This is a genomic window from Nocardioides sp. NPDC057577, assembly GCF_042801335.1.
Lineage (GTDB): Bacteria > Actinomycetota > Actinomycetes > Propionibacteriales > Nocardioidaceae > Nocardioides.
The window spans coordinates 44130-59645 of the sequence record NZ_JBHVGB010000014.1 but is presented as its reverse complement, the minus strand read 5'-3'; the positions used below and the strand labels follow the sequence as shown (position 1 = coordinate 59645).

Below are 15516 nucleotides of genomic sequence, written 5' to 3'. Positions count from 1 at the left end.
CTACTCGCCCTATCTGATAGGGCGAGTAGTCCTACGAACGACGTGTTACATGCCAGATGCGGCCGCCAGCTCGATCAGCCCAGCCGCTCGATGACCAGAGCCATGCCTTGGCCGCCGGCCGCACACATGGTCTCGAGACCGTAGCGGCCGCCGGTCTCCTGCAGACCGTGGAGGAGCGTGGTCGCGAGGCGGGCGCCGGTGGAGCCGAAGGGGTGGCCGAGGGCGATCGCGCCGCCGTTGACGTTGACCCGCTCGGGGTCGAGGCCGATCTGGGCGATGCTGGGGAGCACCTGGGCGGCGAAGGCCTCGTTCATCTCCACCAGGTCGATGTCGTCGGCGGTGAGACCGGCGCGGGCGAGCGCCTGGCGGGACGCCTCGACCGGCCCGAGGCCCATGATCTCGGGCGAGAGCCCGGAGACGCCGGTCGACACGATCCGGGCCAGGGGCGTGATGCCGAGCTCGGCGGCGCGTACGTCGCTCATGATCACCAGCGCGGCCGCACCGTCGTTGAGCGGACAGCAGTTGCCGGCGGTGACGGTGCCGTTCTCCCGGAAGACCGGCTTGAGCCCAGCGACCTTCTCGAGGGTCACCCCGGCCCGCGGCCCGTCGTCGGTGGCCACCACGTCGCCGGACGGCAGCGTCACCGGCGTGATGTCCCGCTCCCAGAAGCCCCGGGCGGCGGCGGCCTCGGCGCGGTTCTGGGAACGTACGCCCCACTCGTCCTGCGCCTCGCGCGTGATGCCGTACATCTCGGCGACGTTCTCGGCGGTCTCACCCATCGCGAGGTGGTAGTCGGGCAGATCGCCGGACTCGCGAGGGTCGGCCCAGGCCTCGCCCGCGGCCACCCGGGCGGCACCGCGCTCGCCCGCCTTGAGGAACTCCTCGGCCTTGGTGTCCGGCATCCCGTCGGCCTTGCCGCGCTCGTAGCGGGACACGCACTCGACCCCGGCGGAGACGAACGCATCGCCCTCTCCCGCGCGGATCGCATGGAAGGCCATCCGGGTGGTCTGCAGCGACGATGCGCAGTAGCGGTGGACCGTGGTGCCGGGCACGGCGTCCAGGCCCAGGCGTACGCCGACGACCCGGCCGATGTTGTAGCCCTGCTCCCCCGCGGGCTGGGCACAGCCCATCATCAGGTCGTCGATCCGCGTCGGGTCCAGCTCCGGGACGGACGCGAGGGCGCTGCGTACGACCTGCTCGGCCAGCTCGTCGGGCCGCAGGTCCTTGAGCGATCCCTTGAAGGCGCGGCCGATCGGAGAGCGGGCGGCGGAGACGATGACGGCTTCAGGCATGGGGGCTCCTCAGGAGTTGGGGGTGTGCTGGAGGAAGGCGGGCCACTCGCCGCCGCCATCGACGGCGAGGACGGCGCCGGTGATGTGCGCGGCGAGCGGGGAGGCGAGCATCAGACAGGCGTCCCCGATCTCCGACGGGGTCGCGAAGACGCCCCGCGGGATGGTCGCGGCCACCGCGGCCCGCTGCTCGGGGCTGCCGTAGTGGTCCTCGGACCCGGGGGTGGCGACAATGCCGCAGGCGATCGCGTTGACGCGTACGTCAGGGGCCCACTCCACCGCGATCGACCCGGTCAGGCTCTCGACCGCCGCCTTCGCGGCCCCGTAGACCGCTGTCCCGGGACTGGGCCGGTGGGCCGAGATCGAGCTGATGTTGACGATGGATCCGCGGGTGGCCTTCAACGCCTCGTACGCCGCGTGGCAGACGTAGGCGGTGGCCAGGAAGTTGATCGCGGAGATCTTCTCGTGGAAGCGCGGCGACGCGGTCGCGAAGTCGGCGTAGGGCGCGCCACCGGCGTTGTTGACCACCACGTCGAGGCGGCCGTGCCGGTCGGTGATGGCGCCGATCCAGGCCGCGACCTGCTCCGGATCCCGCACGTCCACCTGGGAGAACACCGGTTTGCGACCATCGACCACCGGAAGCTCGTCAGGCGCGTTCCGGCCGCATATCTCGACCTCTGCCCCCGCCTCGAGGAACCGCGCGACGATCCCGGCGCCCACACCGCGGGCACCACCGGTCACCGCGACCACCTTGCCGCTGAAGTCGATCTCGACTGCCATGTCCGGCAGTCTAGAGGGCTTACCAAGCAAATGCTAGGTTGATGGTCCCGGTGACCGGATCAGAGGGTTCGGAAACAGTGCCTCAGACGCAGTGCACGTCCACCCAGTAGGTGTGTTCCCCACTCATGTGCTTCTTGACCTGGACCGAGACGGTGACCGAGCCGTTCGCGTCGGGGAGGAAGGTCTGCCCGGCGTGGTGCACGTCCTCGATCTCGCAGCCGGCCTGGTCGGTCACGGTGATCTTGTGCAGGCCCGCCTCCGCGGCCTCGACGTGCGCCTCATGGAACGCAAGGACCGCCGGGTTGTACTCGGAGTACTTCACGTTGTGAGCACCCAGGGTGTCGGTCCACTCGGCAGCCAGACCGTCGATGTACGGCCCGCCGTGCTGGGAGAACCGGGTGTCGATCTCGACGATCGCCTTGGCCCGGACCTTGAAGTTGTCGGTCTTGCTGTCGGCCGGGACGAAGCCGTGCCGGTTTCCAGGCGCGGTGGCGTCGAGCGCGTCGTACGGCGTCAGCCAGACCTTGTACTCGCCACCGTTGTTCGGGGTGTCGAGGTAGGGAAACAGCTGCACGGTGATGCCGCCGTCCTCCGCGTCGGTGCCGGTCGCGTGCGCGCAGGCGCCGCTCGGGGCGACGCTGACGAAGCGGCCGCTGGCGTCGACCTGGACCCGGCGACAGGCCACCGGGTCGGTGGAGAGCAGGGTCTTGCCGGACGGGTCGGTCACCTGGAAGGCGTAGATCCCCGCGGGCAGGCCGGCCGCGTCGACAGGCGCGTTGATACCGGGCCCACCGTTGAGGTAGACGTCCTCCTTGGCGGCATAGTGGTTGAGGTTGACGGGCGCACCGGTGACGTCGGTGGTGAAGATCGCGCCGGAGAGCTGCAGCAGCGGCGGCGCGGCAGAGGCCGGCATCGACCAGAGCGCCGCCGCGGCGACCCCGGCCGCGACGACACAGACGAGCTTTCGGATCATGGGTTCCCCCTCGGGTAGGTCGGATCTCGAGTCTTCGGCGCACCCCGGTAAAGGCCTCTGCCCGACCCCCGGGCATCACCCGAACCGGGTACCCCGGATTGTGTGATGGGCCACCCCGGCACCAACCCAGGGAATACCGGAGAGTCCCTCCGTCTTGCGTCAGGAGTGGATCGAGGCCATCAGCCTCGGCAGACCTGAGAGGAACTTCTTGTGACCACGACCGCCGTCGACACCTTCACGGACGTGATCCGCTCGCGCCGCTCCGCGCGAGCCTTCCTGCCCGACCCGGTGCCCGCCGACGACATCCGCGGTGTGCTCGAGGACGCCCAGCGCGCCCCGTCGCACAGCAACACCCAGCCGTGGGAGGTCCACGTCTTCTCCGGTGAGGCCCGCGAGCGCCTCAGCGAGGCGATGCTCAAGGCGTTCGAGGCCGGCCAGATGAGCCCCGACTTCACCACGACGTACGGTGCCGACGACAGCGTCCACACCCAGCGGTCGCAGCAGGCCGGGGCCGTCCTCTACGGCGCGATGGGCATCGCCCGCGAGGACGTCGACGGACGCACCAAGGCGGTCGCCGAGAACCTGCGCTTCTACGGCGCTCCCCACGTCGCGCTGCTCTTCGTGCCGGAGCTCGGCGATGTCGTACGCGCTGCCAACGACGTCGGCATGTACGCCCAGAACTTCCTGCTCTCCCTCACCGCCCGCGGCTACCACGGCGTACCCCAGGGCATGCACGGCCTCTTCGCCGACGCCGTCCGCGCCCACCTCGGCCTGCCCGCCGACCTCAAGCTGCTCTACGGCATCTCCTTCGGCACCGCCGACCCCGACGCCTCGGTCAACCGCCTCGACATCGGTCGCGCCCCGCTCGACGAGCACATCGTGCTGCACGACACGTCGCTCTGAGCCGCTGCGCTGGGCTGTCGATCGAGCTGTAACACGTCGTTCGTAGGACTTCTCGCCCTATTGCGGCGACCGGATAGTCCTACGAACGACGTGTTACTCGGGCGGCGCCCGTCAGGCAGCAGCTCCGCGGATCTCCGCCACAGACGTACGCTGCGCCCGACCCGCCGCGAAGAGGCTGAGCGTCACCGCGAGCAGGAGCCAGAGGACCAGGCCCCCGACCGGGGCAGCGACCGCGGCACCGCTCTGCGCGACCACGACCCCGCGGAGCGCCTCGGCGGCGAGCGGGACCGGCAGGATCCCCGCGAGCGCACCGAACGGCGCAGACGCGGTGGCGACCGGCAGCAGCCCGCCGAGGGTGACCAGCTGCAGCGCGAGGAAGCCGAGAGAGATCAGCCAGCCCCGACGCTGGCCGGCGAGCGCGACGACGGCCTGGTGGACCGCGACGAACGCCACGGCGGCGAGCGCCGCGATGCCAACGGCGGCGGCAGGCCGGGCCAGGTCGGCGCCGAACGTACGGACCGCGAGCACGAGGAGCAGCGCCTGTGCCACCCCGACCAGGGCCGCCGGCCACAGGCCGGCGAAGGTGAGCCGCCGCGCCGTGAGCGCGTCCCGCAGCCGCCCGGCAGGGAAGGCCGGACGGAGCAGGTAGATCGCGAGGGCCCCGAGCCACAGCGCCAGCGCGATCACCGCCGGCGCCAGCCGGGTAGCACCCGAGGTGGAGGACTCCGAGGCGACCGCGACCTGCACCGGGTCGGCGACGACCTCGGCCTGCTTCTCACCGGGAACCGTGATCTGCGAGGCACCGTCGTCGAGACCCGATGCCAGCGAGGACGCACCCTCGGTCAGCGAGGACGTACCGGAGGCCAGCGAGTCGGCACCGGAGGCCAGCGACGCCGAACCGCTCTCGAGCTGCTTGGTCCCGGAAGCGAGCTGATCGGCTCCGGAGGCCAGCGCGGTGGCGCCGTCGTTCGTCTTCCCGAGGCCGGACTCGAGCTCCCGCGCGCCCTTGGCGAGGCGGGCGTTGGCGTCGGCGACCCGGGACGCGCCGGACGCAAACTTCCCGGCACCGCCGGCCGCCGACGAGATCCCTCCGCTCAGCTCGGGCGCCGCCTGCGACAGCTCCGAGGCGCCCGAGGCGACCTGGGCCGCCCCAGCGGCGAGCTGGTCGGCCTGAGCGCCACCGGACCCGACCGCCTGCGCGGTGGCGCCGCACAGCTGCGGCTTGGAGGCCGCGAGCAGCGGGTCGCTCGCGCACGCCTGCGCCCAGCCCTTGGCGAGCTGGGTGTAGCCGTCCACTCCCTCCGACACCTGCGAGGCGCCGGTCGCGAGCGACGAGGCCTGCGACGGGAGCCCCGCGGTCGACCTCTCGAGCCGGTCGAGCCCACCGCTCAGCTCGTCGGCACCGGCGGCCAGCGAGGACGCGCCCTTCGACGCCTTGCCCGCCCCCGAGACCAACGACCCTGCCCCGGTCTCCAGCTGCGCGGTCCCGCCCGCGAGCGAGTCGAGCCCGCCCGCGACCTGCGAGGCGCCGTCGGCAGCCCCGGACGCACCGGTGCTGAGCGACCGAGCACCGTCGGCGACCTTCCCGGCACCCGAGTCTGCGGCAGCGGTGCCGTCGGCGAGCTGGTCGGCACCGTCGGCGGCCGAGTCCAGGCTGGTCTTGAGCTTTCCGGTCTGGTCCCGGACCCCGTCGAGGTAGGTGGTCGTGACCGTACGTCCCAGGGTCGAGGCCGACTGCCGCGCGACCTGCCGGGCGATCTCGGCGGTCACCTCGCTGGAGGCGTCGGACGCCTCCACGCTGACCCGGCCGGCACTCGGGTCGCTCCCCTGCACTCCGGACAGCGTCTTGGACAGGTCCGCGGGGATCGTGATCACCGCCGCGTACGTCCCGTCCGCATAGCCCGAACGCGCGTCCTCCTCGTCGGTGAGCTCCCAGCCGAGCGTGGGGCTCTGGGACGAGCCCGAGGAGGAGACCAGGTCCGCGGCGAGCGCGCGGCCGGCGTAGACCGTCTGCTTGTCCTTCCCGCTCCCCGTCGTCACCGGCTCGTCGAGGTTGACCACCGCGGCGGGCACCTCGTCGAGGTTCTCGGTGCGGTCGCTGAGCGCGACGAGCGCGAGCGCTGTCACGACGACCGGAAGCAGGATCGCGGCGGCCACCAGGCGACGGCCCGACCACCAGAACTTCGTACGTTTCATCGAACTGTCTCCAGGTCGGCGACCGAGGCCGCGGGGTCAGTGAGCGCAGGATCAGGTGAGGTGCCGGCGGGCTCGGCGCACGCGAGCGCGTCCGCGACCTGCGGCACCGCGGGCAACGACGGCATCCCGAGCAGGACCGTCGTGCCGCGCGAGGTCAGCGCGGACAGGGCCGCGAGCTGACCGGGGTCGAGCGAGGTGGCGCTGTCGATGGCGACCAAGGCCGGGGCGCGCCGCGCGCCGGCGAGCCGGAGCGCCTCGGCGACGTCGCCGACGAGTGCTGCCCGGGAGCGCACGGCTCCCGACTCCTCGGGCAGCAGCCGGTCGAGCACGACGAGCTGCCCGGAGAACCCGAGCCGTCCGCTGATCGCCGCGAGCGCAGCGGACCGAGCGACCGGGTCGGACCCGTGGACGATCCCGAGCCCACCCGGGCGTAGGTCGAGCGAGATCGGTGCGAGCGCCCCCGGAACCTCGACCTCGTGCGCCCGCACGGCGACCTCACCGTGAGCAGCGACGTACTCGGCGTGCTCGAGGTGGTGGACGAGTGCCTCACCCTCGATGTCGAGGACCGGCATCCGCCGGTCCAGCCAGCCCGGCAGCCACCAGGCGCCGCGCCCGAGCAGGGCGAGCACCGCCGGCACCAGCGTCATCCGCACCAGGAACGCGTCCACGAGCACCCCCACGGTGAGCCCCAGCGCCATCGGCTTCACGATCGGGTCGCCGTTGGGCACGAAGGCAGCGAAGACCCCGATCATGATGAGAGCCGCGGCGGTGACGACGCGGGCACTCGCGGCGAAACCGGTGTCCACGGAGCGCCTGGCGTCGCCGGTGTGGACGTAGTCCTCCCGCATCCGCGAGACCAGGAACACCTCGTAGTCCATCGCCAGCCCGAAGAGCACACCCATCAGGATGATCGGGAAGAAGGCGATCACCGGCCCGACCTTCGCCACGTTCAGGACATCGGCGCCCCAGCCCCACTCGAAGACCGCGGCGACCACCCCGAACGACGCCGCCACCGAGAGCACGTAGCCCAGCGTCGCCTTCAGCGGGACCGCGATCGAGCGGAACACGATGGTCAGCAGGATCAGCGACAGCCCGACGACGACCGCCCCGAACGGCAGGATCGCACCGGACAGACGAGCGCTGACGTCGATGGCGACCGCGGTCTGCCCGGTGACCATGACGTCCTCGATCCCGAACTTCTTCTCCAGGCTGGACGAGTCCGCACGGATCTCCTTCACCAGGTCCGCAGTCGCGGGGGAACTCTTGTCCGTGGTCGGGTAGATCACCACGAGCCCGAGATCGGCGGTGCGGTTCGGCGTGGCCAGCGCGACCTTCTGCACCCCGTCATGAGCCCCCAACGCCTCGCCCAGAGAGTCCATCACCCCGATCGGGTCGGTGGTGTCGATGATGTCCGCGGTCACGAACAGCGGCGCGTTGTAGCCGGGCCCGAAGTCACGGCTGATCAGGTCGTACGTCTCCCGCGGAGCGGTCCCCGGATCGGCACTGCCGTTGTCGTTGAGCCCCAGCGCGAGGTCGCGCGCCGGAACCGCCAGGACGGCGATGACGAGCAGCGAGAGCACGATCGTGACGACCGGGATCCTGGTCACCAGCCGCACCCACCGTGCCCCGAGGGTGGTGGCGTGAGGCCGCCCCTCCGCGACAGCCTCACGCCGATGGGCCCGAGACCCAGGCTTCGGACGCAGCCGCTCCCCCGCGACCGCGAGGAGCGCCGGCACGGCGGTGAGCGCGACGAGCACGGCGACCAGGACGGCGGAGGCCGCTGCGTACCCCATCACCGCCAGGAACGGGATGCCCGCGACCACGAGGCCGCACAGGGCGATGATGACCGTGACACCCGCGAAGATGACCGCGCTGCCGGCGGTGGCGACCGCCCGGGCGATCGACTCCTCCACCCCGAGACCGGCGGCGAGCTGGCTGCGGTGCCTGGCGATCACGAAGAGCGCGTAGTCGATCCCGACCGCGAGCCCGATCATCAGCGCGAGGGTCGGGGTGGTGGCCGAGATCGTGGTGACCGCGGCGACCGAGAAGATCCCCGCCATCGCGATCGCCACCCCGAGCAGCGCGGTCAGGATCGGCAGGCCGGCGGCCAGCAGCGACCCGAACGTGATCGCCAGGACCAGCAGGGCGATGAGGATCCCGATCCCCTCGGTCGCACTGACGTGCACCCCGGTGACCGAGTACGCATCCCCGCCGACGTGCAGCTCCAGCGACGACCCCGCCGGCAGCTCCGCGGCGTCCTCCAGGTCCGAGGTCACCCCCTCCGGGAGCTCGTCGAGACCGAGGTCGAACTGGACGGTCGCCAGCGCGTCCCGGCCGTTGTCGCTGATGGTGCGGCTGTCCGAGGCCAGCGGATCGGTGACCGTCGCGACGTGGTCCACCTTCTCGACCGAGGCGAGCACCTTCTCGATCTCCTGGCGATGGTCGACGATCTTCTCCCCTTCGGGAGCGACGAAGACCAGCTGGGCGGAGGTCCCGGAGACCTCGGGGAAGCGCTGCGTGAGCGCGTCGAGACCCTGCTGGGACTCGGTGCCGGGGATCGTGAAGTCGTTCTGGAGCTTGCCGCCGAGCGAGACGGTCAGCGCACCCAGGAGCACCGCGAGCAGGAGCCAGAGCGCCAGCACGGTCTTGGCGTGGCGCGCGACCTGTCGGCCGAGGCGGTAGAGGTAGGAGGACACGTTCGATACATTAACGCATTCAATACGAAACTGTATCGTTGGCGTATGTGAGGATGACTACATGACCGAGGTGAAGGCCCCCAGGCGACGTACGAACACCCGCGCCCGGCTGCTGTCCGCGGCCGTCGACGTCTTCGTCGAGCGTGGGGCGCGCCGGGTCACCGTCGACGACCTGGTCAGCGCGGCCGGCTACACGCGCGGAGCGTTCTACTCCAACTTCGGCAGCGTCGAGGAGGTGCTGCTCGAGGCGTTCAAGGAGGAGTCGGAGCGGCTGATCGCGGCCGTACGCACCGCCGTCGGCGAACACAGCGACGCCGACTCGAGCGGATCACTGATCGGCGCGGCCTTCGACGCGATCCGCCCCCTCCAGGACCGCTGGTTCGTCCTGCAGAGCGAGGTGGTGCTGCAGAGCCTGCGCGACGCCGATGCGCGAGAGATCAGCTCGGCGACGTTCACGGCGCTCAGCGAGCAGCTCGTCGAGGTCGTCGACCTCGCCCTGGACCGCCTCGACCGCACCTCCACGATGCCGAGCGACCTCCTCGCCCAGACGATGATGGGCGTGTTCCTGCACAGCGTCACGATGCGTACGATCCGCCCCGAGGACCCCCGTGCCGACCGGCTTCTCGAAGACGCGCTCCCGCAGATCATCGATGGGCTGTCGATCCCGAGGGCCTCCGCCTAGGCTGAGGTCCGGTCCCATTCTCGGGTCGATTCTCAGGGGGTTGTCACATGGGCGCACCGACATGGGTGTGGCTGGTCACCGTGGTCGCGATCGTCGGCCTGCTCGCGTTCGACTACGTCTTCCACGTACGCAAGGCCCACACGCCCACGCTCAAGGAGGCGGCCACCTGGTCGGCGATCTACGTCGCGATCGCGCTGATCTTCGGTGTCGGCGTGCTGGTCTTCGGCGGCGGGACGATGGGCGGGGAGTACTTCGCCGGCTACATCACCGAGAAGGCGCTCTCGGTCGACAACCTGTTCGTCTTCCTGATCATCATGACCAGCTTCCGGGTGCCCCGCGAGGACCAGCAGAAGGTGCTGCTCTTCGGGATCACGTTCTCGCTGATCGCGCGCACCGGGTTCATCTTCGTGGGCGCCGCGCTGATCAACACCTTCGCCTGGGTGTTCTACCTGTTCGGCCTGATCCTGCTGATGACGGCCGGCAACATGCTCAAGCCCGACGACGACTCCCACGGGGAGAACTTCGTCGTCCGATTGGCCCGGCGGCTGTTCCACGTCAGTGAGCACTACGACGGCGACAAGCTCTTCACGGTGGAGGACGGCAAGCGCATCCTGACCCCGATGCTGCTGGTGATGGTCGCCATCGGCGGCACCGACATCCTCTTCGCCCTCGACTCGATCCCGGCGATCTTCGGCCTCACCCAGAACGTCTACCTCGTCTTCACGGCGACGGCTTTCTCGCTGCTGGGCCTGCGTCAGCTCTACTTCCTGCTCGACGGCCTGCTCGACCGACTCATCTACCTGTCCTACGGACTGGCCGCGATCCTCGCCTTCATCGGCGTCAAGCTGATCCTGCACGCGCTCCACGAGAACAACATCCCGTTCATCAACGACGGCGACCCCGTGCACGTGGTCGAGATCAGCACCGGCCTCTCCCTGACGGTCATCCTCGGTGTCCTCGTCGTCACCATCGTCGCCTCGCTCTTCAGCAAGCGCGGTCGCACGAAGAACGCCATCAACAACGCCCGTCGCCACGCCGCCGCCTATCTCGACTCGGAATACACGGCGGACCCGAAGGAGCGCGAGCGCATCCACAAGGCCCTGCTCGCCGAGCGCGACCTCGTCGTCTCCCTCGGGGAGAAGTACGTCGAGATGGCCCGCGCCGAGACGCCCCTCATGGAGCTCCTCGAACGCGCCCTCGCCAGCCACAACGCCGCCGTCGAGCGTGGCGAGGCCGCACCGGCGGGACCCCCGAAGATCCTCCGCAAGGAGTAAGAGATCCGGCGGTGTGATCACATCCGGGATAGGCTCGGGCCATGCCTTTACCTCGCATCGAGCTGAGCGGACGCGTCGGCGACCAGGTGTTCGCGGCCATGCACTCCGCGATCCTCAGCGGCGAGCTCGCCGTCGGTGACCGGTTGCGCATCCGCGACCTCGCCGAGGAGCTCGGCACCAGCGTGATGCCGGTGCGCGAGGCGATCCGCCGGCTCGAGGAGATCGGGCTGGCCGAGTCGCTGCCCTACCGCGGCGCCGTGGTGCGGGGCTTCACCCACACCGAGCTTCTGGAGCTCTACTCGACCCGCCGCCTCCTGGAGATCGAGGCGACCCGGCTGGGAGCGACCAGGGTCTCCGACGAGGACCTGGCGTCGATGCGGAAGGAGTACGCCGCGATGGAGACCGCCGTCGCCGACGGCGACTCCCTCGAATACCTCGACAGCGACGAGCGGTTCCTCGCGATCCTCTACCGAGCCGCCGACAACTCGGTCCTCGTCGAGCTCATCCAGGCGCTCTGGAACCGCTGCCGCACCTACAAGATCCTCGGTGCGCGGCAGGCGTTCGACACCGCCCACCCGGCCGAGCTGCTGACCTGGCAGGAGCAGCTCCTGGAGGCGGCCTCCGAGCACGACGAGACGCGGGCGACGACCATCACGGCCGCCTCGCTCGACGCGGCGATCGACCGCATCCGGGCGTCGATGAACGACGCCTGAGGCGCCTGCCGCACCCGTTCCCGATCGAGAGGGCCCCACGCCACCCGGCGTGGGGCCCTCGTCGTCCTCCTCGAGAAGAGATGTACGTCACCTCTTGTGTGATCTGTGATCACAAGCGTATGGTCTTGGTCACACCACCACCGAAAGAGGAGTCACCATGAAGGACGCCGTTGTCGTCGGGGCCGGCCTCGCCGGCCTCGCCGCCGCCTGGCGGCTGCGCCACGCCGACGTGCTCGTGCTCGAGGCCGACGATCGCGTCGGCGGCCGGATCCGCTCGGAGCGCCGCGGCGCCTACTGGCTGAACTGGGGCGGTCACGTCTTCGCCGGGCACGACTCCTCCACCGACGAACTGCTGACCGAGGTGGGCGTCGAGGCGACCGACATCCCGGGCTCGCTGCAGGCGCTGTCGATGAACGGGAAGTTCCTGCGCAAGGGCCACATCGCGACGTACCCGTTCCGGATCCCGATGCCGCTGAAGGCCCGAGTGGCCACGATGACCGCCGGCTCGAAGGTCGTCGCCGGGGTCGCCCGCTACACCCGGGTCGTACGCAAGCGGGCCGGTGAGACCGGCGCCGAACGGCAGCAGCGGATCTACGACTTCGCCAACGGCCGCTCCTTCGACGACCTCGTCGGCGACCTGCCCGAGGACGCGGCGGCACTCTTCAAGACCACCGTGACCCGCTCGGCCGGCAACATGGACCAGATCTCCGAGGGCGCGGGGATCGGCTACTTCAGCCTGGTGCTCGGCTTCGGCCAGGGCCTGAGCCGCGGCATCGTCGGCGGACCCTCCACGCTGACCGGCGCCCTCGCCGACGCGCTCGGCGACCGGCTTCAGCTCGGCGCCGCGGTCCACGAGGTCGTCCAGAAGAAGGACTCGGTCGTGGTGCGCTACCGCCAGGACGGGGTCGACCGGGAGGTCGAGGCCCGCACGGTCGTGCTGGCCACCACCGCCGACGTCTCCCACCGGGTCGCCGTCGACCTCGACACCGATGTCCGCGGCGCGCTCGGCCAGATCGAGTACGGCCCCCACGTCAGCACCGCGTTCCTCACCGACGAGACCTCGGCCCGTCCCTGGGACGACATCTACGCGATCGCCGCCCCCAAGCGGTCCTTCGCCATCGCCCTCAACCAGGCGAGCATCGTCCGCGGCCGCGAGGGTGCCGGCGAGCGCCGACCGGGCGGGAGCTTCATGACCTTCTCCCCCGCCGCCCTCGGCGCGGCCCTCCTCGACAAGTCCGACGAGGAGGTGGCGCGGATCCACCTCGCCGACCTCGAGCAGGTCCTCGACCACCCGGGCTTCTCCGACTCGGTCGTGGAGGCGCAGACCCAGCGCTGGCGGGTCGCCTCGCCGTACTGCTTCCCGGGGCGCGCGAAGCTCCAGCCCACCCTGCTGCGCGGCGGCGGTCGCGTGTTCCTCGCCGGCGACTACCTCGGGACCCTCTACACCGAGACCGCCATCACCTCGGGCTTCTCCGCAGCCCAGAACGCCTCAGACCTGCTGGCCAACGATGGCCGGCGCCTCATCACGATCCCGAACTCCGCCCAGACCAACCACCCCACCACCGAAGGAACCCTCGCATGACCACCGAGCTCCGCGGCGTACTGACCGCCCTCACCACCCCGTTCAACCCCGACGAGTCGATCGACGTGGCCACGCTGCGCAAGATCGTCGACCGCTCGATCGACGCCGGCGTCAACGGCGTCGTCGCGGCCGGTTCCACCGGCGAGGTCGGCTCGCTCTCCTCCGACGAGCGGCTCCTGCTGGTCGACACCATCATCGAGCAGACCGCCGGCCGGGTGCCGGTGGTCGCCCAGACCGGTGCCACCACCACCGCCGAGGCGATCCGCCTCTCGCAGGCCGCCCAGCGGAGCGGCGCCGACGTACTCATGCTGCTGACGCCGTTCTACGAGCCGCTGTCGGAGGCCGAGACGGTCCGCTACATCAAGGACGTCGCGGGCTCGGTCGACATCCCGGTCATGCTCTACAACATCCCGCCGGTGACCGGCGTCAACCTCGCCCCCGACACCGTGCGCGCACTGGCGACCGAGGTCGACAACATCCGCTACATCAAGGACTCCAGCGCCAACTGGGAGCAGGCCCTGACCCTGATCCACGACCACAGCGACGTCATCGGCACCATCGTCGGCTGGGACGTCTACACCTACAGCGCCCTCGCCGAGGGGGCCGTCGCGGTGATGGCCGGCGCCGCCAACGTCGTACCCGACGAGATCGTCACCGTCACCCGGCTCATCGCCGAGGGCAACCTCACCGAGGCCCTGGCCGAGTGGAAGCGGGTCTACCCCGTGATCTCGCATCTCTTCGCCACCGGCTTCATCCCCGGCATCAAGGCCGGCCTCGATCTGCAGGGCATCCCGGTCGGCGTCCCCCGCCGTCCGCTCGCTCCGCTCGCCGACGAAGACGTCGAGGGTCTCCGCTCGCTGCTGAAGGCGCTCGGCAAGGAGGTCGGTTGACATGGACGCGGCGACCGAGATCCTGGTGAACATCGCCGACCTGCTGTGGTCGGCCCCCATGGCGTACACCGTCCTCGGCCTCGGCGCTGTCCTCACCCTGGCGATGAAGGGCGTGCAGTTCCGGCGCATGCCCGACATGGTCCGTCAGCTGCGAGAGGGCAGCGACGTGACCGGCGGCCTCTCCTCGTACCAGGCCCTGGTGATGGCGCTCGCCAGCCGGGTCGGCGTCGGCAGCATCGCCGGCGTCGCCACCGCCATCGGCGCCGGCGGCCCGGGTGCGCTGCTGTGGATGGCCGTCACCGGCCTGGTCGGCTGCACCGTCGGGTACGCCGAGGCGACGCTGTCCCAGACGTTCAAGCGCCGGGTCACCGACGAGGACCGCCTCGAGGCCGGCGAGGACATCGGCGGCATGCCGTACTACATCAGGCACGGCCTCAACCTGCCGAAGGTCGCCGCACTGATCGCGCTGCTCGGCCTCGTCGGATACGGCTTCCTCTTCCCGGGCTTCCAGGTGAGCACGATCGCGGCCAGCTCCGAGCGCGCCTTCGGGATCCCGCCGATCGTCCCCGCGCTCGTCGTCACCGCCATGATCGGCGCGGTGATCTTCGGCGGCACCACCCGCATCGTCAAGGTCACCCAGGTGCTCGTGCCGTTCCTGGCGGTCGGCTACCTGATCCTGGCCTTCACCGTCATCGCGGTGAACATCGAGGCCGTCCCCGAGGCGATCTCCCTGATCGTACGTTCCGCCTTCGGGCAGGAGCCGATGCTCGCCGGCATGGCCGGTGCCGCCGTCGCCTGGGGCGTACGTCGCGCCGTCTTCGCCTCCTCCAACGGTCTCGGCGAGGCGACCTTCGCCGCTGCTGCGGCGCGCACCTCGCACCCGGGCAAGCAGGGCCTCGTGCAGACCTTCAGCATCTACATCGACGTGCTGCTGATCTGCATGGCCACCGGCCTGATGATCGTCGTCTCCGGGTCCTACAACGTCACCGACGCCTCGGGCGCGGTCCGGATCGACAACCTGGGCGACGTCCCCGTCGGCCCCAACTGGGTCCAGGCGTCGATCGACACGCTCGCCCACGGCTGGGGCGCCGGGTTCGTCGCGGTGGCGGTGCTGCTCTTCGGCTTCGCCTGCCTGCTCGCCTACTTCTACGTCGCCAGCTCCAACCTGCTGTACCTGGTCGGCGGCAAGAAGTCGCCCGGCTGGTCGCTGGTCCTCAAGCTCGGCACGCTCACGATCGTCTTCCTCGGCGGCATCGTCCCCGCGGAGACGATCTGGGCCATCGGCGACATCGGCCTCGGCCTGATCACCTGGGTGAACCTGGGCTCCCTGGTCCTACTCGCGCCCCTCGTCTACCGGATCTACCGCGACTACGAACGCCAGCGCGGGCTGGGTCTCGACCCCACCTTCGACCCCCAGGCCCTCGGCATCAAGGGCGCCGACTTCTGGACCGAGTCGCACGAGTCGGCAGCCGCCCAGGCTCCGCGCTCGTAGGACCGCATCTCCTGATGCCCCGCCCCTCTGAGGATCGCCTCCGGGG

At 70.5% G+C, this 15516-nt stretch carries 11 protein-coding genes and 1 pseudogene; 7 read left to right on the top strand and 5 right to left on the bottom strand.

Annotated features, from left to right (window positions below; translation table 11 throughout):
• Positions 1-74: 74 nt before the first annotated feature.
• From ACFU7D_RS05035 to ACFU7D_RS05025, 3 genes are all read right to left on the bottom strand, one after another.
• Entirely contained in the window at positions 75-1292 is a 1218-nt protein-coding gene (locus ACFU7D_RS05035; RefSeq protein WP_378864115.1) for an acetyl-CoA C-acetyltransferase, read from the bottom strand.
• 9 nt (positions 1293-1301) lie between these two features.
• Positions 1302-2069, bottom strand: a complete 768-nt coding sequence (locus ACFU7D_RS05030) for an SDR family oxidoreductase (RefSeq protein ID WP_378727901.1) — start codon at positions 2067-2069, stop codon at positions 1302-1304.
• Between the two features lie 82 nt (positions 2070-2151).
• A complete protein-coding gene (locus ACFU7D_RS05025; RefSeq protein WP_378864112.1) occupies positions 2152-3042 on the bottom strand; it encodes a hypothetical protein in 891 nt (296 codons plus the stop codon).
• A 210-nt stretch (positions 3043-3252) separates the two neighbouring features.
• Here ACFU7D_RS05025 and ACFU7D_RS05020 point away from each other — a divergent pair, with 210 nt between their 5' ends.
• Positions 3253-3945, top strand: coding sequence for a nitroreductase (locus ACFU7D_RS05020; protein ID WP_378727903.1), 693 nt, complete (start codon positions 3253-3255; stop codon positions 3943-3945).
• A 111-nt stretch (positions 3946-4056) separates the two neighbouring features.
• Here ACFU7D_RS05020 and ACFU7D_RS05015 read toward each other — a convergent pair whose 3' ends face one another.
• Both ACFU7D_RS05015 and ACFU7D_RS05010 read right to left on the bottom strand, forming a co-directional pair.
• A complete protein-coding gene (locus tag ACFU7D_RS05015) occupies positions 4057-6141 on the bottom strand; it encodes a YhgE/Pip family protein (protein WP_378864109.1) in 2085 nt (694 codons plus the stop codon).
• Positions 6138-8837 carry an MMPL family transporter gene (locus tag ACFU7D_RS05010; protein ID WP_378864107.1) on the bottom strand — a complete coding sequence of 900 codons (2700 nt, stop codon included), beginning with the start codon at positions 8835-8837 and terminating at the stop codon, positions 6138-6140. Before ACFU7D_RS05010 ends, ACFU7D_RS05015 begins: the two co-directional genes overlap by 4 nt.
• A gap of 61 nt (positions 8838-8898) precedes the next feature.
• On the opposite strand from ACFU7D_RS05010, the gene ACFU7D_RS05005 reads away from it, so the two are divergent.
• The 6 genes and pseudogenes from ACFU7D_RS05005 (at position 8899) to ACFU7D_RS04980 (ending at position 15470) form a co-directional block, all read left to right on the top strand.
• The gene (locus tag ACFU7D_RS05005; protein WP_091044591.1) at positions 8899-9519 is read left to right on the top strand and encodes a TetR/AcrR family transcriptional regulator; all 621 of its coding nucleotides are present in this window, start codon (positions 8899-8901) and stop codon (positions 9517-9519) included.
• A gap of 47 nt (positions 9520-9566) precedes the next feature.
• Positions 9567-10454, top strand: a pseudogene (locus ACFU7D_RS05000) (TerC/Alx family metal homeostasis membrane protein); the annotation flags it as partial.
• A 380-nt stretch (positions 10455-10834) separates the two neighbouring features.
• Entirely contained in the window at positions 10835-11506 is a 672-nt protein-coding gene (locus ACFU7D_RS04995; protein ID WP_378864104.1) for a GntR family transcriptional regulator, read from the top strand.
• 157 nt (positions 11507-11663) lie between these two features.
• Positions 11664-13088, top strand: coding sequence for a protoporphyrinogen/coproporphyrinogen oxidase (locus ACFU7D_RS04990; protein WP_378864101.1), 1425 nt, complete (start codon positions 11664-11666; stop codon positions 13086-13088).
• Positions 13085-13978: a 4-hydroxy-tetrahydrodipicolinate synthase gene (gene dapA, locus ACFU7D_RS04985; RefSeq protein ID WP_378864098.1), complete on the top strand. Its 894-nt coding sequence runs from the start codon at positions 13085-13087 to the stop codon at positions 13976-13978. The genes ACFU7D_RS04990 and dapA overlap by 4 nt, the downstream gene beginning before the upstream one ends.
• Position 13979: 1 nt before the next feature.
• Positions 13980-15470: an alanine/glycine:cation symporter family protein gene (locus ACFU7D_RS04980; RefSeq protein WP_378864095.1), complete on the top strand. Its 1491-nt coding sequence runs from the start codon at positions 13980-13982 to the stop codon at positions 15468-15470.
• Positions 15471-15516 lie beyond the last annotated feature (46 nt).